This is a genomic window from Arthrobacter sp. SW1 (assembly GCF_001766675.1).
In the GTDB taxonomy this organism is placed as follows: domain Bacteria; phylum Actinomycetota; class Actinomycetes; order Actinomycetales; family Micrococcaceae; genus Arthrobacter.
Genome location: NZ_MJLT01000001.1, coordinates 41719 through 64277, shown reverse-complemented (window position 1 = coordinate 64277; position 22559 = coordinate 41719). Strand labels below are relative to the sequence as shown.

The 22559-nt window shown below is 65.0% G+C and carries 19 protein-coding genes, 1 tRNA gene, 1 pseudogene and 1 riboswitch; of the genes and pseudogenes, 14 read left to right on the top strand and 7 right to left on the bottom strand.

What is annotated here, in order from left to right:
• Positions 1-29: 29 nt before the first annotated feature.
• A complete protein-coding gene (gene ndk / locus BIU82_RS00340) occupies positions 30-449 on the top strand; it encodes a nucleoside-diphosphate kinase (RefSeq protein WP_070347484.1) in 420 nt (139 codons plus the stop codon).
• Between the two features lie 106 nt (positions 450-555).
• Here ndk and BIU82_RS00335 read toward each other — a convergent pair whose 3' ends face one another.
• The gene (locus BIU82_RS00335) at positions 556-1224 is read right to left on the bottom strand and encodes a vitamin K epoxide reductase family protein (RefSeq protein ID WP_070347483.1); all 669 of its coding nucleotides are present in this window, start codon (positions 1222-1224) and stop codon (positions 556-558) included.
• A gap of 464 nt (positions 1225-1688) precedes the next feature.
• On the opposite strand from BIU82_RS00335, the gene BIU82_RS00330 reads away from it, so the two are divergent.
• The 13 genes from BIU82_RS00330 to BIU82_RS00270 all read left to right on the top strand — a co-directional run bounded on the left by BIU82_RS00330 (position 1689) and on the right by BIU82_RS00270 (position 15105).
• A complete protein-coding gene (locus BIU82_RS00330) occupies positions 1689-4793 on the top strand; it encodes an Rne/Rng family ribonuclease (protein WP_070347482.1) in 3105 nt (1034 codons plus the stop codon).
• 108 nt (positions 4794-4901) lie between these two features.
• A riboswitch (TPP riboswitch) is annotated at positions 4902-4999 on the top strand.
• Positions 4993-6507 carry a bifunctional hydroxymethylpyrimidine kinase/phosphomethylpyrimidine kinase gene (locus tag BIU82_RS00325; RefSeq protein ID WP_070347481.1) on the top strand — a complete coding sequence of 505 codons (1515 nt, stop codon included), beginning with the start codon at positions 4993-4995 and terminating at the stop codon, positions 6505-6507. (Overlaps the previous riboswitch by 7 nt.)
• 342 nt (positions 6508-6849) lie before the next feature.
• Positions 6850-7158 (top strand): 50S ribosomal protein L21, encoded by a 309-nt coding sequence (gene rplU, locus BIU82_RS00320; RefSeq protein ID WP_070347480.1) that lies wholly within the window; start codon positions 6850-6852, stop codon positions 7156-7158.
• 61 nt (positions 7159-7219) lie between these two features.
• Positions 7220-7483, top strand: coding sequence for a 50S ribosomal protein L27 (gene rpmA / locus BIU82_RS00315; RefSeq protein ID WP_070347479.1), 264 nt, complete (start codon positions 7220-7222; stop codon positions 7481-7483).
• 103 nt (positions 7484-7586) lie between these two features.
• Positions 7587-9176: a GTPase ObgE gene (obgE, locus tag BIU82_RS00310; RefSeq protein WP_070347478.1), complete on the top strand. Its 1590-nt coding sequence runs from the start codon at positions 7587-7589 to the stop codon at positions 9174-9176.
• Complete coding sequence (gene proB, locus BIU82_RS00305; protein ID WP_070347477.1) at positions 9166-10347, top strand: glutamate 5-kinase; 1182 nt, start codon at positions 9166-9168, stop codon at positions 10345-10347. The genes obgE and proB overlap by 11 nt, the downstream gene beginning before the upstream one ends.
• Entirely contained in the window at positions 10344-11690 is a 1347-nt protein-coding gene (locus BIU82_RS00300; RefSeq protein ID WP_070347476.1) for a glutamate-5-semialdehyde dehydrogenase, read from the top strand. The genes proB and BIU82_RS00300 overlap by 4 nt, the downstream gene beginning before the upstream one ends.
• Positions 11691-11814: 124 nt before the next feature.
• Positions 11815-12054 (top strand): hypothetical protein, encoded by a 240-nt coding sequence (locus BIU82_RS00295; RefSeq protein WP_070347475.1) that lies wholly within the window; start codon positions 11815-11817, stop codon positions 12052-12054.
• 1 nt (position 12055) lies between these two features.
• The gene (gene nadD, locus BIU82_RS00290) at positions 12056-12727 is read left to right on the top strand and encodes a nicotinate-nucleotide adenylyltransferase (protein ID WP_290439144.1); all 672 of its coding nucleotides are present in this window, start codon (positions 12056-12058) and stop codon (positions 12725-12727) included.
• 8 nt (positions 12728-12735) lie between these two features.
• Positions 12736-14070, top strand: a complete 1335-nt coding sequence (locus BIU82_RS00285) for a hypothetical protein (RefSeq protein ID WP_070347473.1) — start codon at positions 12736-12738, stop codon at positions 14068-14070.
• Between the two features lie 57 nt (positions 14071-14127).
• Entirely contained in the window at positions 14128-14526 is a 399-nt protein-coding gene (gene rsfS / locus BIU82_RS00280) for a ribosome silencing factor (protein WP_070347472.1), read from the top strand.
• A gap of 145 nt (positions 14527-14671) precedes the next feature.
• Positions 14672-14747, top strand: a tRNA-Ala gene (locus BIU82_RS00275).
• A gap of 115 nt (positions 14748-14862) precedes the next feature.
• Positions 14863-15105 carry a hypothetical protein gene (locus BIU82_RS00270; protein WP_139146447.1) on the top strand — a complete coding sequence of 81 codons (243 nt, stop codon included), beginning with the start codon at positions 14863-14865 and terminating at the stop codon, positions 15103-15105.
• Between the two features lie 303 nt (positions 15106-15408).
• On the opposite strand, the pseudogene BIU82_RS20285 reads toward BIU82_RS00270, so the two are convergent.
• The 6 genes and pseudogenes from BIU82_RS20285 to BIU82_RS00230 all read right to left on the bottom strand — a co-directional run.
• Positions 15409-16431 (bottom strand): annotated as a pseudogene (locus BIU82_RS20285) (recombinase family protein); the annotation flags it as partial.
• A gap of 140 nt (positions 16432-16571) precedes the next feature.
• Entirely contained in the window at positions 16572-17408 is an 837-nt protein-coding gene (locus tag BIU82_RS00255) for a hypothetical protein (RefSeq protein WP_070347468.1), read from the bottom strand.
• Between the two features lie 15 nt (positions 17409-17423).
• Positions 17424-18212 (bottom strand): hypothetical protein, encoded by a 789-nt coding sequence (locus tag BIU82_RS00250; RefSeq protein WP_070347467.1) that lies wholly within the window; start codon positions 18210-18212, stop codon positions 17424-17426.
• Positions 18213-18275: 63 nt separating this feature from the next.
• Positions 18276-19088, bottom strand: coding sequence for a replication-relaxation family protein (locus tag BIU82_RS00245; protein ID WP_070347466.1), 813 nt, complete (start codon positions 19086-19088; stop codon positions 18276-18278).
• A 157-nt stretch (positions 19089-19245) separates the two neighbouring features.
• A complete protein-coding gene (locus tag BIU82_RS19790) occupies positions 19246-20646 on the bottom strand; it encodes a type IV secretory system conjugative DNA transfer family protein (RefSeq protein WP_290439140.1) in 1401 nt (466 codons plus the stop codon).
• A gap of 1163 nt (positions 20647-21809) precedes the next feature.
• The gene (locus tag BIU82_RS00230; protein ID WP_070347463.1) at positions 21810-22445 is read right to left on the bottom strand and encodes an MT-A70 family methyltransferase; all 636 of its coding nucleotides are present in this window, start codon (positions 22443-22445) and stop codon (positions 21810-21812) included.
• Positions 22446-22559 lie beyond the last annotated feature (114 nt).

Here is a 22559-nt window from a genome sequence, read left to right as displayed (position 1 = left end):
AAATCCACCACCACCGCATTGGAGCAACTGTGAGCATCGAGCGCACCCTCGTCCTGATCAAGCCCGACGGCGTCGCCCGCAACCTCAGCGGCAGCATCCTGGCCCGCATCGAAGCCAAGGGCTACACCCTGGCCGAACTGAAGAAGGTCAACGCCAGCCGCGAACTGCTGGAACAGCACTACGAAGAGCACGTCGGCAAGCCCTTCTACGAGCCGCTGGTGGAGTTCATGCTCTCCGGCCCCGTGGTTGCCGCCATCTTCGAAGGCCACCGCGTGATCGAGGGCTTCCGTTCGCTGGCCGGCACCACTGATCCGACGACGGCGGCTCCAGGCACCATCCGCGGCGACTTCGGCCGCGACTGGGGCCTGGCGGTCCAGCAGAACCTGGTGCACGGTTCCGACTCCGTGGAGTCCGCCGAGCGCGAGATCAAGATCTGGTTCCAGGACTAGGACAGTCCGGGAAGCGACCGCCTACTACAGCGCGAGCGTACAGGTGGGGCCCCGAAATCGCCGATTTCGGGGCCCCAACTGTACGCTCGCGCTTGTTTTTCCCGGTTTAGTAGCCCGAGGTGCCGATGAACACGTTGATGAACGCGAAGAAGATGCTGGCGATCACGGCCACATAGAGCAGGGCGACGATGATCCATCCGTAGTCGCCGAGGACCTTCACCACGCCGGCGGGTGCCGGGATGACGCCGTGCACCACGTTGCGGATGGTCACGAAGACGAACAGCGGAATCATGCACGCCCACACCACCATGCAGAACGGGCACAGGATGTGGATGACGTAGAGCGCCTGCGACCACAGCCAGACAATGAAGACGAAGCCCAAGGTGACGCCGGTCTGCAGTCCGATCCAGTACCAGCGCGCCAGCTTTGCGCCGGCGAACAATGCCATGGCGGTGGTGATGATCACCGCGAACGCCACGATGCCGATGAACATGTTCGGGAAGCCGAACACCGAACTCTGGGGCGTCTTCATGACGTCGCCGCAGGAAACCCAGGGATTGATGTCGCATACGGTGGCGTGGTTGGGATCCGCGAGGACCTGGAGCTTCTCCAGCACCAAGGCGCCGGACGCCAGCCACGCGACGGCGCCGGTGAGCAGGAGGAGCCAGGCGAAGGGGATATCGCGCGCCATCCGTGGCAGCTGTGCCTCCGGGCGGGCGGTCCCGCCGGAGGAGGCGCTTGCGGGGGCCAGGTTGTCGCTGGCAGGGCTTGGCATGGGTGATGGTCCCTTTCTGGTTGCCGCGCGGGCTTGCCGGAGCATTAGGCCCCGATACCGGTCGTTGGGAGGATTGTAGCGCCGCCGCCTTGGTGCCGCGTCCAGGCGGGAACAGCCGCTTCCGCGCATCCGGGCCCGCGTGTGAGAGAATGAACGTGGCCGGAGCCCGTTTCCACATGCGGAATCCGGTCCGGCATCTTGCTCCCAAGACCGCCAGCCCTGAGCAGGGCATGCCCGGAACTGATATCCCCGGCACGCCCGCCATGGCATGGGACGGCACCTGGTTGTGGCATTAGAACAACGGGTTCGCAGCAGAGCCGGCTTTCCGTGATTGCCGCACCCCCACGTTGGTGCGAACCGGAAAGACACCTGACGACTTCTGTCAACGCCTGCGGGTCTTGACAATATGTGCCCCACTGGGCGCCGGATGTGGCGGTTGCACAAGGGCAGGAGTGTTGCCACTTATGGATAACGAGCAAGCAGTATCCGCCGCGGAGGACGCGGCACCGGCGGCCACGGAGGCCCCGAAGAAAACCACCCGGACCCGCCGCAAGGCGGCTCCGAAAACCGCAGAAACCGAAACGGCCATCGACGCCGTGACTCCCGACGCGGTGAAGGCCGACGCCGGCCAGGATGCCGCCGTCGCGGAGGTTCCGGTTGCGGAAGAAGCCCCCAAGGCCCCGGCCCGCCGTAGCCGGGCCCGGAAGAAGGTCGAAGCAGCCGAGCCGCTGCCCGCCTTCGCGGGCGATGCCGCCGGGGAGCCGGCCGCGGTCGAAACCCCGGCTGAGCCGGCCGCCGCAGAGGCAGAAGCGGCCCCCGAAAAGCCGGTCCGCCGTCGTCGTGCCACCAAGGCAAAGGCCGCCGAAGCGCCGGTGGAGGAAGCGCCCGTAGCTGAAGCGGTTGAAGAAACTCCGACGGCTGAAGAAGCCGCCGTGGAGGAAGCCGCCGAGGAAACCCCGGCGGAAGAAGCTGCCGAGGAAGAGCAGGCCGCCCCGGTCAGCCCGGTCGCGTCCCTGTTCCTGGAGCCGGCTTCCGTCACCTCCATGATCTTCCAGGCCCCCGACCTGAGCACCGTGGTCCGCCCCGCTGCTGTCGTGGCTGAGGAAGAGGACGAAAGCGACGACGACAACGAACTCGAAGAGGGCGGCAGCCGTCGCCGTCGCCGCAGCCGTGGCCGCCGTGGCCGCCGTGGCAACGAACGCGAAGAAGCGGGCGACGACGATGCCGCCTCCGCCGAGGAAGATTCCGGAGACGGTGAAGCCCTGGAAGAGGGCGTCACCTCGCGCCGCCGCCGTCGCCGCCGCCGTGGCGACCAGGACCTTGAACTGAGCGGCGGGGGAGAAGACGACCCGCCCAACACTGTCACCCGCGTCCGCGCGCCGCGCACCCACGCCGATAGCACCGGCCCGGACCGCGTCACGAGCGTCAAGGGATCCACCCGCCTCGAGGCCAAGAAGCAGCGCCGCCGCGAATCGCGCGAAACCGGCCGCCGCCGCCAGGTCATCACCGAAGCCGAGTTCCTGGCCCGCCGCGAGTCCGTGGACCGGCAGATGATCGTGCGCCAGCGCGACGACAGGATCCAGATCGGCGTGCTCGAGGACGGCGTCCTGGCCGAGCACTTCGTCTCCAAGACCCAGCAGGATTCCCTGATCGGCAACGTCTACCTGGGCAAGGTCCAGAACGTGCTGCCGTCCATGGAAGCTGCGTTCGTGGACATCGGACGCGGCCGCAACGCCGTGCTGTACGCCGGCGAAGTCAACTGGGACGCCGTTACGCTCGAAGGCAAGCCGCGCCGGATTGAGAACGCCCTCAAGTCCGGCGACTCCGTCCTGGTGCAGGTCACCAAGGACCCGGTGGGACACAAGGGCGCCCGCCTGACCAGCCAGATCTCCCTCCCCGGCCGCTACCTGGTGTACGTGCCCGGTGGTTCCATGACGGGCATTTCCCGCAAGCTGCCGGACGTCGAACGCAACCGGCTCAAGCGGATCCTCAAGGACCGCCTCCCGGAGAACGCCGGCGTGATCGTCCGCACCGCGGCCGAAGGCGCATCCGAGGAAGAGCTGACGCACGACATCAACCGCCTCCGCGCCCAGTGGGAAGGCATCGAGGGCCAGGCCAACTCCAGCAAGGTGCTGGCACCCGAGCTCTTGTACGGCGAACCGGACCTCACCATCAAGGTGGTCCGTGACGTCTTCAACGAAGACTTCTCCAAGCTGATCGTCTCCGGCGAAGAAGCATGGGACACCATCGAGGCCTACGTCACCTACGTGGCGCCGGACCTCGTGGGCCGCCTCGAAAAATGGACGTCGGAGCAGGACATCTTCGCCGCCTGGCGCGTGGACGAGCAGATCCACAAGGCCCTGGAACGCAAGGTCTTCCTGCCCTCCGGCGGCTCCCTGGTGATCGACCGCACCGAGGCCATGACCGTCGTCGACGTCAACACCGGCAAGTTCACCGGCAGCGGCGGCAACCTCGAAGAGACGGTCACCAAGAACAACCTGGAGGCTGCCGAGGAAGTGGTCCGCCAGCTGCGCCTGCGCGACATCGGCGGCATCATCGTGATCGACTTCATCGACATGGTGCTCGAATCCAACCGCGACCTCGTGCTCCGCCGCCTGGTGGAATGCCTGGGCCGTGACCGCACCAAGCACCAGGTGGCTGAAGTGACCTCTCTCGGCCTGGTCCAGATGACCCGAAAGCGCATGGGCACCGGCCTGCTCGAAGTCTTCGGCGAGCAGTGTGAAGCCTGCGCCGGCCGCGGCGTCGTCACCCATGACGAACCGGTGGAGCACCGCCGCGCCAACGTGGTGGCAGCGGAACACCACCGCCCGCACGGCGAAGCGCAGCAGCCGGCACGCACCGAGCGCAAGCGGCGCCGCGGCAAGGGCGGGGCACAGGCCACCGTCGAGGTACCGCCCGCAGCTCCGGCACCGGAGGAGACCGAAGCGCAGCGCCAGGCGAAGGCGGATGCCACCCGCGCCGCCCTCGCGAACATCGCCGCCGCCGCGCATGCCGCGCACCTGCACGACGACGAACTGCACGCCGCAGAGGCGGCATCCGGTGCAGCGGCAGCTGCCGGGGCGCAGCCCGAAAAGACGGACACGCCCGACGCCGGTGCCTCCTTGGCTCCTGCGCCCGCTGCCGCCGGTGCCCCGTCCCAGCCGGTCCTGCGGTTCGGCGGCGAAGAAGTCGCGCTGCCGCTCGCTGTCCACAGCGAGGAACCTGTGCGGAGCGAACCTGCGATGAGCCTCGACCTGCTGGCGCAGGCCTTCGCGGGACTTGGACGCCCCGCTGCGGAGTCCGCTGACGTTTCCTCCGAAGCGCCCGCGGCCGAGCCCGAGGAACGCCAGGGCCGCCGGCGCAGCCGCCGCAGCAGGAGTGCAAGCCGCGCCCAGGGTGCAGCCAATGCCACCACCGTGGAACAGCACGGAACGTCCGAGGTGGGCGGCGGGACTGCCCACGAGGCCAAGGCCCCGGCAAGCGACGCCGCGGCGAAGCAGCCGGAGAAGAAGGCCCCGGCCGACGAGCCGATCATCCTCGGCGTGGGCGTCCCCAAGTCCGAGCTGTAGGGCGACTGCAGCAACGCAAAAGCCCCGGCTCTTCCGTTTCGACGGGAGGGCCGGGGCTTTTGCCGTGTGGTCTCATTCCCGCTGGTGCGCCCGGGCCGTCTAAACTTGGTCCCTGACACGGGGTGCCGAGCACCGATGCCGGCTGAGACCAGACCCGTTGAACCTGCCCGGTTAGTACCGGCGAAGGGATGTCCGATCCATGGCATTTGCACCGCTTACTCCTGTGTACCCCCTTGACCCTGCAGCAGGACGGCCGCCCCGGGTCCTGAGCATCGCGGGATCCGATCCCTCCGGCGGGGCCGGTGTCCAGGCGGACCTGAAGAGCATCGCCGCGAACGGCGGCTACGGCATGGCTGCGATCACCGCCCTGACGGCGCAGAACACCAAGGGCGTGCGTTCGGTGCACGTGCCGCCGGTGGAGTTCCTCCGTGAACAGCTCGATGCCATCAGCGATGACATTACGGTCGACGCCGTCAAAATCGGCATGCTGGGCGATGCCGCGGTGATCGAAGAAGTCCGCAGCTGGCTGGACAAGGTGCGTCCCGCCGTCGTCGTCCTTGATCCGGTGATGATCGCCACGAGCGGTGACCGGCTGCTGGAAGCCTCCGCCGAAGAAGCCCTGCGCGGCCTGCTCCCGCTGGCTGACCTTGTCACCCCCAACCTGCCCGAACTGGCCATGCTCCTGGGTGAAGAGGAAGCCTCCGACTGGGCCGGCGCACTGGACCAGGGCAAGCGGCTCGCGGCGTCCACCGGACGCACCGTGCTCGTCAAGGGAGGACACCTGGCCGGCGGCGACTGCCCCGACGCGCTCGTGAACACCGCCGGCCTGCTCAGCCAGGACGTCGTGGAGATCTCCGGACCGCGCATCGACACCGTCAACAGCCATGGAACCGGCTGCTCCCTTTCGTCCGCGATGGCCACCGCCATGGCCCGACTGGGGAGTTGGGAAGCAGCCCTGAGTGAAGTGAAGCCCTGGCTGCAGGGCGCCCTCGCACAGTCCGCAGCGTTGGACGTCGGCCAAGGCAACGGCCCCGTGCATCACCTCCACCGGCAGCAGCAGCTCAACCCCGGAGGCTTCGCCGCGCAGCTTTGGGAAGCCGCAGAAGCGGAACTGGCCGAAATCCACGCACTCGACTTCATTGCCGGGCTGCAGTCCGGAGCGCTGTCGCGTGAACACTTCGGCTACTACCTTGCCCAGGATGCCCTCTACCTGAACGGCTACTCACGGGTCCTCGCCCGGGCCGGGGCATTGGCACCCAGCGAAGATGAGCAACTGTTCTGGGCGCGCGGCTCCCAGCAGTGCCTTGAGGTCGAATCGGAACTGCACCGCACCTGGCTGGGCGGGCGAATGGCCGTTGAAACGGGGCCGGTGACCAAGGCCTATGTTGACCACCTGCTGGCGGCTTCCGCCTCAGGAAGCTACGGCGTCCTGGTTGCTGCGATCCTGCCGTGCTACTGGCTGTACGCCGAGGTAGGGCAGCGGCTGCACCATGAGTTCGTGGCGGCGGGGGAGCCTGCCGCGCATCCGTACGCCGACTGGCTGCGGACTTACGCGGATGAGGCGTTTGCCGACGCTACCCGGAAGGCGATCGACGTCGTCGACCGCGCTGCCCGCGCGGCATCCGCGGCTGAACGGGCCGCGATGCACGAGGCCTTCGTCCAGTCCTGCCGCTACGAGACCGCGTTCTTCGACGCGCCGCGTTTGCACGCTTAAGCGTGCAGTGCAGCGTGTCGACCGCCGCCTGCACCGTGCAACCGTCCGGAAACGGTAAGCTGGACGGGCACGGTACCGGATGCGGCATGGCCGCTGTGGCAGTCATCACGCGGCGCGCCCCGGACCCGGCCTCATTTGCAGCCGAAGGCGAATTTAGCGTAATCTAGATCTTCGGTGCTTACGCCAACACTTGGGTTATGCCCCCTGGATCTGTTCAGGGATGACTCATGGGCTTCTTTCCGGAGTTCACGGCGTTGAGGCACAGCGCGAATCAGGACCACAACGGCTCCGGGGTTCCGCACGCAAATTTAGTAAGAAACGTCGAGAGAAGTGAGTGCCCAAGTGGTGTACGCGATTGTCCGCGCAGGCGGCCGCCAAGAAAAGGTTTCCGTTGGAGACTACGTAACCCTCAACCGCGTCCCCGGTGAAGTCGGAAGCACCCTCGAGCTGCCCGCACTGCTCCTGGTAGACGGCGACAAGGTCACCTCCGCAGCTGCGGACCTGGCCAAGGTCAAGGTTACGGCTGAGATCCTCGAAGACCTCCGTGGTCCGAAGATCGTCATCCAGAAGTTCAAGAACAAGACCGGCTACAAGAAGCGCCAGGGTCACCGTCAGGAACTGACCAAGATCAAGATCACCGGCATCAAGTAACCACTGGTTGCTTTCCGGGTTTCACCAGATTTCCCAAGAACCTTAAAGGCAGGCATTTCAAATGGCACATAAAAAGGGCGCGAGCTCCACTCGCAACGGTCGTGACTCCAACGCACAGCGCCTCGGCGTGAAGCGCTTCGGCGGCCAGGTTGTTTCCGCCGGCGAGATCATCGTCCGCCAGCGTGGCACCCACTTCCACCCGGGCGCCGGCGTCGGTCGCGGTGGCGACGACACCCTGTTCGCTCTGCAGGCCGGTGCTGTCGAATTCGGCACCCGTCGCGGCCGCCGTGTCGTGAACATCGTTGCTGCTGCAGCTGCAGAGTAACAACACATTCTGAACGGGTGGAGCGGGCCAGCGGGCCCGCTCCACTTGTCTTTTAACAGCATTAGAATCTTTTAGAGTTTTTGCATACACAGAGGAGAAAAACGTGGCCACCTTCGTAGACCGGGTAGTACTTCACGTATCCGGCGGAACAGGCGGCCACGGCTGTGTATCGGTCAAGCGGGAGAAGTTCAAGCCGCTCGGCGGTCCCGACGGCGGCAACGGCGGCAACGGCGGCGACGTCATCCTGCGCGTGGACGGCCAGACCACCACGCTGCTCGACTACCACCACGCACCGCACCGCCACGCCACCAACGGCGGCCCCGGCATGGGCGATTGGCGCGGCGGCAAGAACGGCGAAACCCTGGTGCTCCCGGTTCCGGACGGTACCGTGGTCAAGGCCAAGGACGGCACCGTGCTGGCTGACCTCGTGGGCGTCGGCGCCGAATACCTCGCCGCGGCGGGCGGTATCGGCGGCCTCGGCAACGCCGCCTTGTCCTCCCAGAAGCGCAAGGCGCCCGGCTTCGCCCTGCTCGGTATCGAAGGCGAATCGCGCGACATCGTCCTGGAACTGAAGTCGATCGCGGACATCGCACTGGTCGGCTTCCCGTCCGCTGGCAAGTCCAGCCTTATTGCCGCCATGTCCGCTGCCCGGCCCAAGATCGCCGACTACCCCTTCACCACCCTCGTTCCCAACCTCGGCGTGGTCCAGGCAGGGGACGTCCGCTTTACCATCGCCGACGTTCCGGGCCTCATTGAGGGCGCCAGCGAGGGCAGGGGACTGGGCCACAACTTCCTGCGCCACGTCGAACGTTGCGCCGCCCTTGTCCACGTCCTGGACTGCGGCACGCTGGAATCCGACCGCGACCCGCTCTCGGACCTCGCCATCATCGAGAACGAACTCGAAAAATACGCCGTGGACATGAGCTACGCCGGCACCGACGGTGAAGTCGTCCCGCTGAATGAACGTCCCAAGCTCGTGGTCCTGAACAAGGTGGACCTGCCGGATGGCCGCGACATGGCCGAGTTCGTGCGCCCGGACCTCGAGGCCCGCGGATACCGCGTGTTCGAAGTGTCCGCCACCAGCCATGAAGGACTGCGCGCCCTGAGCTTCGCCATGGCCGAGATCGTCCAGGCGGCCCGCGACGCCGTGAAGGCCGCTCCGCCGAAGGTCGCTGCGCCCGTGCTGCGCCCGCGTGCCGTGAACGAAACCGGCTTCACCATCCGCCGGGAGGAAAAGAACCTGGAGCCGCTTTTCCGCGTGCAGGGCGAGAAGCCTGAGCGCTGGGTCAAGCAGACCGACTTCAACAACGAAGAAGCCATCGGCTACCTTGCGGACCGCCTCGCCAAGCTCGGCATCGAAACAGAGCTGTACAAGATGGGCGCCAAGCCCGGCGACACCGTGGTGATCGGCGGCGAGGACGGGGTTGTCTTCGACTGGGAGCCCACCATCATGGCCGGCGCCGAACTCCTGGCCACCCCGCGTGGAACCGACATCCGCATTGCGGACATCGGCGAACGGCCCACCCGTTCGCAGAAACGCGAAGAGCAGATCGAACGCCGCGAGGCCAAGGCCGCCGCGCGTGCCGAGCTCGAGGCCGAGCGCAAGGCGGGCATCTGGACGGAGTCCGTCAGCCGCCGTCGTGCTGCCCGTCCCGTGACCGAAAACAGCCTGGAAGACGGCGATGACAGCTAGCGTCCAGGAGTCCGCGACGGGCTCGGCTGTTGCCGGCCGCGAGGCGCTGGCCACGGCCAGGCGGATCGTGGTCAAGGTTGGTTCCTCCTCGCTTACGAGCATCAAGGGCGGCATCTCCGAGCGTTCGCTGACGGCGCTGGTTGACGCCCTCGCGCGCAAACGCAACGCGGGCAGCGAGATCATCCTGGTGTCATCCGGCGCGATCGCTGCCGGGCTCGCACCGCTGGGGCTGGCCAAGCGACCCAAGGACCTCGCCACCCAGCAGGCCGCGGCCAGCGTGGGCCAGGGCTTGCTGATGGCGCGCTACACGCAGGCATTTTCGGCGCACGGCGTCACGGTGAGCCAGGTCCTGCTGACCGCCGACGACCTCATGCGCCGCACCCAGCACAGCAACGCCTACCGTGCCCTGGACCGGCTGCTGAACCTGGGCGTGGTGCCGGTCGTGAACGAAAACGACACCGTGGCCACCCACGAAATCCGTTTCGGCGACAACGACCGCCTGGCCGCCTTGGTGGCGCACCTGGTGCGCGCGGACGCGCTCGTCCTGTTGTCCGACGTCGACGCCCTCTATGACGGCCCGCCCGCCAAGGGCGCCAAGCGCATCCCGCTGGTCACCGGCCCGGCCGACCTCGAAGGCGTGACCATCGGCAAGGCGGGCAAGGCCGGCGTCGGAACCGGCGGCATGATGACGAAGGTCGAAGCGGCCAGCATCGCCGCGGGCTCCGGGATCCACGCCCTGGTCACCTCGACGGCGAACGCCGCCGCGGCGCTGGCAGGGGAGGACGTCGGTACCTGGTTCGCCGTGAACGGCGGCCGGAAGCCGGTGCGCCTGTTGTGGCTGGCGCACCTCGCGTCCGTGCGCGGGCGCCTGGTGCTCGACGACGGCGCAGTGCGGGCCGTCCGCGACCGCCACACTTCGCTGCTGCCCGCCGGAGTCTCTTCCGTGGCCGGCGACTTCGAAGCCGGCGACCCCGTGGAGATGGTTGCCGGGGACGGTACGGTGATCGCCCGCGGCCTGGTCAACTACTCAGCGGAAGAGCTGCCGAAGATGCTTGGCCGGTCCACCAAGGAACTCGCCAGGGAGCTGGGCAGCGGATATGACCGCGTGGTTGTTCATGTTGACGACCTCGTTCTCGTCCCCTCCACTGCCTCCACTAAACTTGGAGCATGACTGAAGCACTGACTCCCCATGCCGTTTCCGACGCCGTAACCACCGGAGCCCTCTCCGGTGCCGTTCCGCCGGCGGAAACCCCGGAGTCGCTTGAGGCTGCGGTCCACGCCATCGCCGACCGCTCGCGCAAGGCTGCCCGCCGCATGGCCCAGGCCAACCGCGCCTGGAAGGACCGTGCCCTGCACGCCATCGCCGGCTCGCTGGTGGACCGCCAGGACGCCATCCTTGCCGCCAACGCCAAGGACGTCGAAGCGGGCCGCGCCAACGGAACGTCCAAGGCGCTGCTGGACCGCCTCACCCTGACCCCTGCGCGCATCGAAGGCCTCGTGGCTGCCCTGGAGAACCTGGCCGGGCTTCCCGATCCCGTGGGCAATGTGGTCCGTGGCCAGACGCTGCCCAATGGGCTGCGCCTGCGCCAGGTCAACGTCCCCATGGGCGTGGTCGCGGCGATCTACGAAGCCCGCCCCAACGTCACCGTGGACATTGCCGGCCTCGCCCTGAAGAGCGGCAACGCAGTGATCCTCCGCGGCGGCTCGGCAGCCGCGCACACCAACGCAGCGCTCGTGGTGATCCTGCGCGAAGCCCTCGAATCGGTGGGCCTGCCTGCCGACGCCGTGCAGACCGTGGACCAGTTCGGCCGCGAAGGCGCCAACGTCCTCATGCGTGCCCGCGGCCGGGTGGACGTCCTCATTCCGCGCGGTGGCCGTGACCTCATCCAGACGGTCGTCAACAACTCCTCCGTGCCGGTCATCGAAACCGGCGAAGGCAATGTGCACATCTTCATCGACGAATCCGCCGGGGAAGACATGGCCGTGGAGATCCTGCTCAACGCCAAGACCCAGCGCCCCAGCGTCTGCAACACGGTGGAAACCCTGCTGGTGCACTCGGGTTCCACGGTGCTTCCCGCCGTTGCCTCCGCTTTGCGCTCCGCCGGCGTGACGCTGCACGTCGACGACCGCGTGGCGCAAGCCCTTGAGGGCAAGGTTGACACCGTGCCTGCCGACGACGATGACTGGGCCACCGAGTACATGGACCTGGACCTCGCGGTTGCCATGGTGGACAGCGTGGACGCCGCTGTGGGCCACATCCGTAAGTGGACCACCGGCCACACCGAGGCCATCCTGACCAACAACCTCGCCAACGCCGAAAAGTTCATTGCCGAGATCGACTCCGCAGCCGTGATCGTCAACGCGTCCACTCGTTTCACCGACGGCGGCGAGCTCGGCTTGGGCGCGGAGGTGGGCATCTCCACCCAGAAGCTGCACGCCCGCGGTCCCATGGGCCTGACGGAACTGACCACCACCAAGTGGATTGTCCAGGGCGAGGGCCAGGTCCGCGCCTGAGGCAAGCCGGGGCGGGGCGGCACGCGCAGGCCAACGCTCCAACACCAACGCTGTAACATAGAACAGAAGTCCGGAACGGCGGGAGGATCCGCCGTCGAAATCCTTTTGAACCATAGGGGAGAACATGCAGTTTCAACAGATCGCCGTTTCCATTGCCGCGCAGGGCGGCGAAGGTGGCCACGAGGAACTGGCTCCGCTGTGGGCTGAACCGTGGGTTTTCGGCGTGGTTATGTTCGCCATCATGTGCGTGCTGCTGTTCGTGACCCTCTCCTACACCAACCTGGGCAACCGCCACGAACCGGTCGAAGAGCACTCGGATCCGCACCGCCAGCACCCCGCCAAGCACTCAGGGTTTGGCCACTAAGATTTCCGCCGCAAAACCCTTCGAGGATACGGGGCGCAGGATACGCCTTGGCGTGATGGGTGGGACGTTCGATCCTATCCATCACGGACACTTGGTTGCCGCGAGCGAGGTGGCCGCCAAGTTCAAGCTGGACGAAGTGGTCTTCGTGCCCACCGGCCAGCCCTGGCAGAAATCCAGCAAGAAGGTCAGCGAGCCTGAGCACCGCTACCTCATGACGGTGATCGCCACCGCGTCCAACCCGAACTTCACGGTCAGCCGCGTGGACGTGGACCGCCCCGGTCCCACGTTCACCATCGACACCCTCCGCGACCTGCGTGCGCAGCGCCCGGATGCCGACCTCTTCTTCATCACGGGCGCGGACGCCCTGGCACAGATCCTGTCCTGGAAAGACGTGGACGAACTGTGGAAGCTCGCGCACTTCGTGGGCGTCACACGGCCCGGCCACGAGCTGGACGACATGGGGCGCGAGGACGTCAGCCTTCTTGAGGTGCCGGCCATGGCGATCTCCTCGACCGACTGCCGTGCACGCGTGGCCGAAGGCAATCCCGTGTGGTACCTCGTTCCCGACGGCGTGGTGCAGTACATCGCCAAGTACGGACTGTACGCGGCGCAGCCGTCGCCGCAGTCCGAGCCGTCCTTGACCGGATCCGAAGACCCAGCACTTACTGAGTGAGTTTTTGAATGAGCCAGGAACAGCCCCCCATCCGCAGCCGGCGTGAGCTTCGGCGAGCCCGGGAACAGCACCTGGAACAGACTTCGCAGGACCAGGCGGCCGCAGAAGCCGCTTCCGCTGCGGATGCCGCCTCCGTGCAGGCTGCCCCCGGCGAAACGGCGAAGACCGCCGGCCCTGAAACCAGGCGGGTCCGGCGGGTGGCCGACACCCCGGTGGATGCCAAGCCGGCCACCGAACGTTCCTCCCAGATCCGGGCCAGGGACCGCGCCGCGCTCAGGGCCATCAAGGAACTCGCGGACAAAGAGGGCCAGTTGGCCAAGGGCGGGCCTCCCACCCGCCGGCAGCTCAGGCTCCAGCAGCTTCAGGAAGAGCTGGCACCGGGTACGTCCAATATTCCGCTTGTTCCTCCGGTTGCACCGGCGCCGCCTGCCGCTCCTATCTCCAGCGTGCCCGGGGCTTCCCCGGGCGGAGGTGCCGGATCGGGTACGCAGAGCCCGGGGGCTCCCTACCGGACGGCTCCTGACGGCGCCATCCGGGTTACTGCCGGACCGCCGGCGTCCGGGGGAGGGGCGTCCCCGCAGCCGGCGGAGATGTCTGTTGAGCAGGCTCTCGCCGCGCGGGAACTGCTGACCGCGCAGGCCCGTAACCAGGCGAACAAACTGGAGCACATCGCAACCCTGGACGCGGATGCCCGTCCGGCTTCCGCGCCGGCGAAGGCTGCGGCGGACCGTGAAACGGATGAGGCTGCCGAAGATCCTCAGGACCTCGCGCGCCAGATCGCCCAGGCAGAACGCGAAGCGATCCTGAACAAGCGTGCCGAGGCAAAGCAGAAACTCGCTGAGAAGGCCGGACGGCCGGCCCCGGCAGCTGCCACCCAGGCAGGCTCCGTCAAGACCGGACCCGCCACGGCCAATAACCTGGCCATGGTGACGCCGCTTGAATTCGTCAAGGTGCCAGGCGTCGACCGGCCCATGATGAAGCCGCCGGCAACGTCCTTCGTGCCGCTGGTGACCTCACCGGGACCGAAGCTCGGCAAAGAGCCGGATGCCGCGAAGCAGCGCAGCAAGCGCGGCCGTGCGGCTGTCCTGGCCCGTGCGGAGGCCGCTGCCAAGGCGGGCCGCAAGCGGACGGCGGCTGGCGCCGTCGTCGACTCCGAAGCAGTTCCGCCGGCCGCGCAGCCCATTGCCGCGCGCGCCGCCTACGGGTTGGAACCGCTCGATGCCGCTACCGCCGGGCTGGCCCGTGCCCGCCGCCAGCAGTTGTTGCTGTTGTGCCTTGCCGTCATTGCGGCCGCAGCCGTCATTGCCGGCATCGTTTTCATTGCCGGCGGCACCGGCCGCTGAGCGTAACCATTGGCAGGCGTTCAGCCTGCACCCCAAGATCACCACACAAGGAGTCCCGTGACTGCACATGAATCATCCATCGTCCTGGCCCGCCACGCAGCGCGCGCCGCAGCCGACAAGCTTGCGGAGGACATCGTCGCCCTGGACGTCAGCGAACGGCTTGCCCTCACTGACGTCTTCCTGATTGCTTCGGCACCCACCGAACGCCAGGTCAACGCCATCGTGGACAGCATCGAAGAGGAACTGCTGAAGCAGGACCTTCGTCCCGTGCGCCGTGAAGGCCGCTCCGAAGGCCGCTGGGTCCTGCTGGACTACGCGGACATCGTGGTGCACATCCAGCACAGCGAGGACAGGGTCTTCTACGCCCTGGAGCGGCTCTGGAAGGACTGCCCCGTGGTGGACCTTCAGCTGGACGGCGAAGACGGCGCCAAGCCTGCCATCCAGGAAGGCGCCTGAGGCGAAAGTCCGGCCTGACATGGCACAACAGGCACATATGCCCGATTTGGAATTTTCGGAGTGCCTGTTCTAAGATATTGGAGTTGCTTCGCCGCAAGGCAGGGCGGAAGAGATTGTTTCTTTGCCTGTGGAGCGGCGAAAATACGGGGGTATGGCGCAGTTGGTAGCGCGTCTGCATGGCATGCAGAAGGTCAGGGGTTCGAATCCCCTTACCTCCACCATTGGTACCGTATGCGAAATAATGGCATTGTGCATGGCCTCGCTTCGGTACGTAGAGCATGAATTAGCACGAGCTTCGTCCTTCGGGACGGGGCTCGTGCTTTTTTGTTGACGTGTTTGCTGGGCAATGACGTGGAACCGGTCGGTGAGCGTATCGAGCGGCTTCGCCAGTCTGCCGGTCGGGCGGACGTTGTGCTCGTCATCGGTGTCGATGAGGATTTCCTCGAAGATGGCGAGGTTCAGGAGCCTGCGGAGGTGGTCGGGGAGGGCCACGTAGGTTTGGTGGCAGTTTTCGAGGAGATCGAGGATCTTGGCCAGGTTGGCTTTCGCTGTGGTGGCTTGGTCGGTGAGGCTGGCTAGTTCCGTCTCGATGCTAGCGAGGGTTTTGGCGATGCGGTCTTGCTCCGTCTTGAGGAGTTCGAGGGGAATTGCGTCTGCATAGTGGGCTTGGATGAGGCGCTGGCGTTCTCGCTCGAGTTGGTCCTTGTGTTGCTTGAGGTTCTTCCGGTGCTCGATGCTGTCGCGGCTGCTCGCGGCGATTTGGTCCAGGATTGCGGTTTCGATGCGTTCACGGTCGGCAGTGCTGAGGGTGATCGATTGGTAGAGATCGGCGACTTTGTCTTCGACGGCGTCGATGAGGACGGCTCGGATGCTGCAGTCGGTGGTTTTCTGGCGTTTGGCGATGCAGATGAAGTAAGGGTAGATGTCACCGTTACTGCCTTTGGCGTTGTGGACGATCATGCGGGAGCCGCAGCGTCCGCAGCGGACGGTGCTTTTGAGGTAATGGGCATGGACACGGGTCCGTTCGCCGTTGCGATGGCCGTCAAGAACGGCTTGGACTCTGAACCAGGTACTGGGGTCGATGAGTAATTCGTGGGTACCGGCGTACTCGATGTTTTGGTAGAGGATGACGCCGCGGTAGTACGGGTTCCGGAAGAGGCGGAGGAGGACTTTGTCGCTGACCGGTTTCGCGGGACGTCCTGGGGTAGCGCGGGTGGTGAGGCCTTGGGCTTCGAGGTGGCCTGCGAGGTTGCGGAGTGACCATTCTCCGGTGGCGTAAAGCTCGAAAGCGTGTTTCATGAGCGGCGCGCGTTGGGGGTCGGTCTCGACGGTGCGGTATTCGCGTCCCATGTTGTCGACGTAGCGCTTGTTGAGGTAGCCAAGTGGCGCGCGTCCGGGGGTGCCTCCGGTTTCCGCTTTCTGGACGAGCCCCTTCATTACTTCGCTGGCCAGGTTCCGGGAGTAGAACTCTGAGATGGATGCCAGGATGCCGTGCATAAGCATGCCGGAGGGCGTGTCATCGATGGCCTCCACGGTGGAGATGAGCTGGGTGTTGTGCGAGCGGATCACGCGAGAGATCTGGGCGTCGAGTTCCCGGTCGCGGGCGAGACGGTCGAGCTTATGGACGATGACGAAGTCGACGTTGGGATCTTCGGCCAGGTACTTCAGCATGGCCTGGAGACCTTCGCGTTTCATGTTCGTGCCGGTCTCGCCAGCGTCGACGAATTCTTTGATGATCATGGCGCCCATTGATTGGGCTTTGCGTTTGTTGGCTTCGCGTTGGGCTGGGATGGAGAAGCCTTCTTCACGGCCGCCGCGTTTGGCTTGTTCTTTGGTGGAGACGCGGATGTATGAGATGGCGCGCTTCGGGGTGAAGCCTTGCTCGAGTCCTCCGAGGAATCCCATGCCGGCGGCGGCCGGTTGCTGTGATTTCGTGAAGGGTGCGCTGTATGTCATGTCCTCCTGATTGACGCTTCTTCCGACCGAAGAGTCAAGAGGATTCTGTGGTGCCGGGCGTGGTCGCCGGGGGTCGTTTTCCAGCAAGGCTAGACGTCCCTCAGGAACAGATGGAAGTGTCCGCCGGCCTCGACGATCTGGAATCTTGTGCCGAGTTTGCGGTGCATGCTTTGGCGTTCCTCGTCGTTCACGGCGCAGTAGGGGTGCCGGTGCTGTTGGTCGGTGTCGACGGTAATGACTTGGAAGAAGGTGTCGAAGATGTCTTCGAGAGAATCGAAGCTGCCGTAGTGGGCCTTGTTGAAGGCCTCTTCGAGGTCCGGTTGGGCTGCATCCACGGTCGGAATACGCAGGAATGCGACCGCGGGCGTGCCGTAGTTCAAAGCGAGATTCACGCCGGCTTCGAAGAGTTTGTCTCGTGTCGGCCTGCTGTCACGGCAGGTGGGGCTGTGTAGGGCGAGGATCAGGCCGAGCGCGTTGTCGGCCGCGATGAAGTGTGTTCCGCCTGTGTCGGGCCGTGGTGGCCGCGACGGGGCTAGTTCCGGGAGCTGGGAGGCGATGAGGTGGCCGGTGAGCCAGGTGAGATACTCGCTGGCTTTTGGGCGGAGGCTGCGGCGCCGGAGTTGCCCGACTTCGTCCCAGAGCTTTGGATAGTCGGGTTCGGCGCCGTCGGCGAAATCGATGAGCGCGGAGTGGGGCGGGAGAGCGCAGGCCAGGACGGCTGCGATGCCGCGGGCGGTGTCCGGTGCGAGCGGCGTGCAGGCCTCGTGGGCACGAGCGCAGTCGGATTGCAGGAGGGCGTTCAGGAGGGTCAAGGACTCGTCGAATTCGTGATCGGTCGACGGTGCGTGTTCGATAAGTCCATTCCGGATGAAGGAACGCAGGGATTCCTCTGGGTCATTGGGTTCATAGTGTGGGTGCTGTTCCATAATTGCCTCCTTTCGTTACTTGGTGAAGACGTAGAAGCTGCCGCGCATTGGGACTATGGTGTAGGCGTCCTGCAGGCGTTCCCAGATTTCGTCATAGTCGATGTAGACGGCTTCGCCGCCGATGCGGTCTTGGAACCCGCGGATGGCTTCCTCGACTTCTTGAAGCTCGGTCATGGCGTAAAGCAGGTCCTCGCGTGACTCATATGTGCCTTCGAAGAAGTCATTGAATGTTTCCTCGAGGTTGGGTGCCAGGGCGTCAACGTCGTTCATCGATAAGAACGCCAGGAAGGGGTCTCCGTAGCTTGTGACCAGGTCGCGGATCTGTTGTTCGACGGCTGCGATTTCCTCGGGGCTGGCGGTGCCGCGTACATATCCTTGCGCTCCCTGGCGTGTTTCATCCTGATCGTGGAAGAGCCATGTCCGCCACAAGATTTGGTCTAGACGGGGAACGGGCAAAGTCCGGTCCTTACGCTGCGGTTGCGGGTTCTCCGCATGAATAAGATGGCTTCCGAGCCAGTGGATCCAGTCGTGTACTTCGGCCGGGAGGTCAGGTGCATCCAGGATTTCGAGGTACTCGGCTCGAAGGTCGGCATTCTTCAGAGGTTCTCCGTGGGCGAAGCGGGCGAGTGCACTGCGCCGCGACGGAGCGATAAGGCTTGCGATCTGCTGGGCTACTTCCCGGGAAATGTCCGTCCGGGCCCTTTCCGCGAGCCATAGGTCGTCGGCAAAGTTCGCCGGCTGCCGGATTCGTGCACTGTGCTCCGGGTTCTTACGGGGATTGCTTTGTTCGGGGTTCTTGTTCATGGTCCCTCCTTTCTGGGTGTTGGTGCCTTGTCGAACGGGGCGCTCTCGGGGAATTGGCGGCTGTCAAGGTGGGATCGGTCCCGCCAAGACGGAATCGGCAAAGTGCTCGAAACTGATGGCAGAAAACAATCCGGGAATGATGTCTTCTTCGTGTGCCAGACGCTGGTTGATCTTGGTGGCACGACGCTCGGTCGGGGTAATCCAAAGGACCGCTGGGAAGACGCCGTGTGTCTTCTGTTCAGTATTGCTGCGCTGGTAGGTCTGGTACTGGATTGCCTTGCGCACAATAACGGCCAGCGCTTCGCTGTCGCAGTCGATCTCCAGAAAGTACCGGTCTTCAAAGTTGCTCAATCCGATGATGATGAAGGCATCAGGCTTGAGCACGCTGGTTGCACCGGTTGAGGCGAGGTAGCGGCGCCAGCAGGCGGGCTCACGCTCGAAGCCAAGTAGTTCGATCTGGCCGGCGCTGTCGAGTTCCTTGAGCGTCAAGTGAGTTTCGGTGATCGCCAGAGTGTGCTTCAGGAAGGTAGTGGAAGGTTCAGTCTCAGGCCGATGGCGCCGGGCTGGCGCTTCGGCGCCGGCGGCGTCGATCAGCCGACGGCCCATGGGCGTCAGCACCCAAACGATGCCGGTGCTGCCGGCGCGCTTCCCGCCCACGCGCCGCTGAAACTTGGTCGTAAGCTTCAGGCCAGTGAGCGCGTTCATGGCCCGGCTGGTTTGCCGGAGTGCGGATTGCCAGCTGATGTGCCTGTGTCGCGCGAAACGCGCGAGCTGCCGGGTGGTGGCAAAGCGGGAGAAACCAAGGAATCGGAGCAGGGCGAGATCGCGATCGGACAAGGCTTCGGCCAGTACGGTGAGTTTCTGCTTGCCGACCATTACGCGCCCTCAACTGTTCTGCCGCTCATCCACCGGTACGGTGGATGAGTCACTGGCTGCTTTGGCAAGATGGTGCCGGACGGCCGGGGTGCGGCCAGGCAGTTCACTGCTGCGATTCGTCGACCGACTGGTCTCGCTTCCACACATGTCTGTCGCCTCATCGCGGCCTCCTGCCGATCGGTCCTGGCGTATCGAGCGCGTCAGCACGCGGCGTACGGAACTGCAACATCCGGCGTACCTGTGCGTCGGTCGCCGTGGCTGGGACGCCATAGCGTTGAGCCGAGGCTGCCTTGATTTCGGCCGGGTTACTGCACTCAGGGTCGGCAGCAAGCATGCGGGCGCTGATCCAGCCTGTGGATTCTCCGTTGGCCACGCTTGTCATGTAGGCGTGGAACCGGGGGAGGAGCATGAGGTCTTCGATAACAAGGCCAGGGGCCATCTTGGCGATGTCTGAGGCGTCAGAGGCGTTCATGCCCCAGGCAATCTTGTTTCGAGCGTTGGCATCGAAGGCAGCGAGCATAGGGGCAGGGATTTGGGCGCGGAACTGGTGGGCGGCGGTGAAGGCAACATTCATGCCTCTTGCCTGCGCGTAGGCGGCTGCGAGGTCCCCGGGTAGTGCCAGATAATCCTGGACTTCATCGATGTAGATGCCAACTAGCGAGCGCTTTTCTGGAGGCAAGGAGCTGCGTTGCAGGATGAGCGGCATCAGCATCCCGGTAATAACAGAGCCAAGCAGTCGGGCTGACTCGGCGCCGACGGTGCCCTTGGAGAGACTGACGAGCACGATGCGTTGCTTGGTGAACAACTCGGAAAAGGTGAACTTGGGTGCGGATTGTCCGAGTACGGCACGGAGGCCGGGCCGGATAAGGAACTGGCGTAGTTTCGTGAGCGCTGGTCCGATGATTTGCGCTTGGGCTTGGGGCGTCATCTGGTCGTAGCGGGCAAAGAAGGCTTCGACACCGAACGGGTCATCGATGTTCTGGAGGGTTCTCTGCCGGAAGGGCCGATCCGATAGCAAGGTTGGTAACCAAAGCAGATTGGCGCCTTTGGTTCGGGTGAGAGCGAGGAGCGCGGCGCTGAGGACTTCTTCGGAGCGGACACCCCATGAGGCCTCCCAGATGCTCTTCATGGCCGCGAGCAAGGATTCCGCGAGGAGTTCCGGATTCTGTGCCTCGTCGATGAGCGGATTCACCCCGACCGGCTGCGGGTCGGTCGGGTCAATGACCACGACATCATCGCGTCGGCTCTCAGGGATACGGGCCAATACAGCCCGGACGAGGTCGTTCTTCGGATCAATGACCAGCACGCCGCGCCCCGCCCGGATGTCTGCTGTAATCAGCCGCAGGAGAGTTTCTGACTTGCCGGCGCCCGTCGGGGCGGTTAAGACCGTGTGGAATGGAGCGCCGTCCGCCGAGATGCCGAGCGTCATGTCCACACCCGGTGCATCAGATACGGCGATGACACGGTCTGTGACCTTGGCGTGCTTCGGCGGAACGATCTTCCGCGGGTGCGCTGCAGGCACACCACGCAGAGGAGCCGTGCCCGCCGGCCAGCCCATTAGTCCTGCAAGCTCGCTGACCGATAGCTTCAAAGGGTACTGGCACGGCCGTGAGGCAGCGTCCAACCTGACGGTGCGCTCAACGTGGGCATGGAGACGAGTACCCGCGGCTTCGGCAACGCGAAGACCACCAAAGAGCGCCCGGGCAAGAGCTTGCGTCTGGGTGGGTGTAGGAGCACTGGCTCCAACCCGGACAACGCACCGGAATCCGTGCTGGGCAGCACGGGCACGGAGACTTGCTCGGAGCTCAGCGCTCGCAGGCTCCGGTTGGCCGAGCAAGTGGCTCAGCCAACCATCCCGGGGATCGGCCACGGTGCGGGGGAGCAATGAAGGTCCAAGACGCTCACCGAGGAGAACCTGAAGAACGACCTCATCGTTTTCGCCGGCGCTGGCAAGAGCTGCGAACACGGAGCGGATGGTTCCTTCGATTCGTTCGGTCGAGAGAGACAGGCGAGGGTGTGCCATAGTCAAGGACTGGGCCCACCCCGTGGGACGCCTCTCGGCCGGCGGTGTGACCAACCTTGTGCCGTCTACTTGGCTACGAATCAGGCGTGAGACGGTACGGGTGTGACGGCTATTTATTCCAACCAGGGAACGCACGCGTCCAGCGTGCCCGCGAGCTTCGAAGGTGACGGTTCCGCTTTCCGGATCCGTTGCCAGTCGGGTGAGTAGGCCTATTGCTTGCTCGACCGTAAAGGGTGACGGCCAGTGCACTTCACGCCAGACAATGCTGGGGATTTTCTTCATTCGTCCTCCTTTCGGGTTTTGGTTTGTTGAGTCTCTGCCGGGCTGTCTGTGGACTCTTTCAGGAGCTGTGCGGCGATGAGGGCTTTTGCGACTAGTGCGGCGTCAAGCTGCTTGCGCCGTATGGGCACAAGACGGACCCTGGACGACGCTGACGTCCTGCTCGGCAGTTCCCGGGGACGACCCCGCCGGGTCATCGATGAGCTCCATCCCGGCGGATTACCAGCGATTCCGGTGCCACCACCAACGGGCGGCCATGATGGCGAGGGCGACGAGGCCGACCGCTCCGACGATGAGCAACAGCCACCTCCAGGTACTCGCGATTACGTCGACCAAAACCGAAAGCGCGACGGCGCAAGCGATGAGGGACATAGCGAATCCCCATAGGCTCGTAGGCAGCGGCGTCCTCGAGTCCGACATCACGCATCACGACCCTCCGGGGCGGTCTGTGGCAGGAGCCGCTCGTCAAGATCCGACGGAACTGCGTAACCATACGCTGCGAGGGAAACGTCGGAGTCGACTTCGTTCCCCCATACCGACCAGTTCGGGGCAGGTGGGCGGCGTCGGGCGAAGAGCTCGAGCTTTCTTGTGTCGGGGCCACTGACACGGTCGATCACGCTGTAGAGCTCATCCGGCTTACGGGAGTGCTCCATGCGGGGCAGGAACATCCAGGTGGGCTGTGACTTGTATCGCACGGGGGCCTTTCCTCGTGTGCCGAGTAGGACATGCTCTGAGGCGTTTCTCAGGTAGTTGCCCAGCCCGAAGACCGGCTTCACCCACGTCAACGGGCTTCGCGCAGTAAATCCCCAGGCTTCCAAGACGTCGTAGCCGGCTCGAAGGGTCGCGTTGGTTACCCATAGCCAGCAATGGGCATCCGGCTTCGTTAGAGCCTGGATGGCTGGGCCCATGCCCTTGATCTTTTCCAAGGTCATCAGGTCGTAGTGACGTGCGGCGCCAAGTCGCCCCTTCTGTTCCGCGTCCCAGGGTGGGTCCGCCAGAATAACGTCAAAAGGGTCTTCCGCTGGGTTGTGAAGATTGGTGATGGGGTCGTTCATAGCTGCGTCCTTTCTTTTTAGGCAGCACAAGATCGGCTCTTGGACTGCGGGTTACTGAGGAGGGTTATGAAGCATCAAGGCATAACCGTCAATGGCCGAAGACCCCGGCTTTCT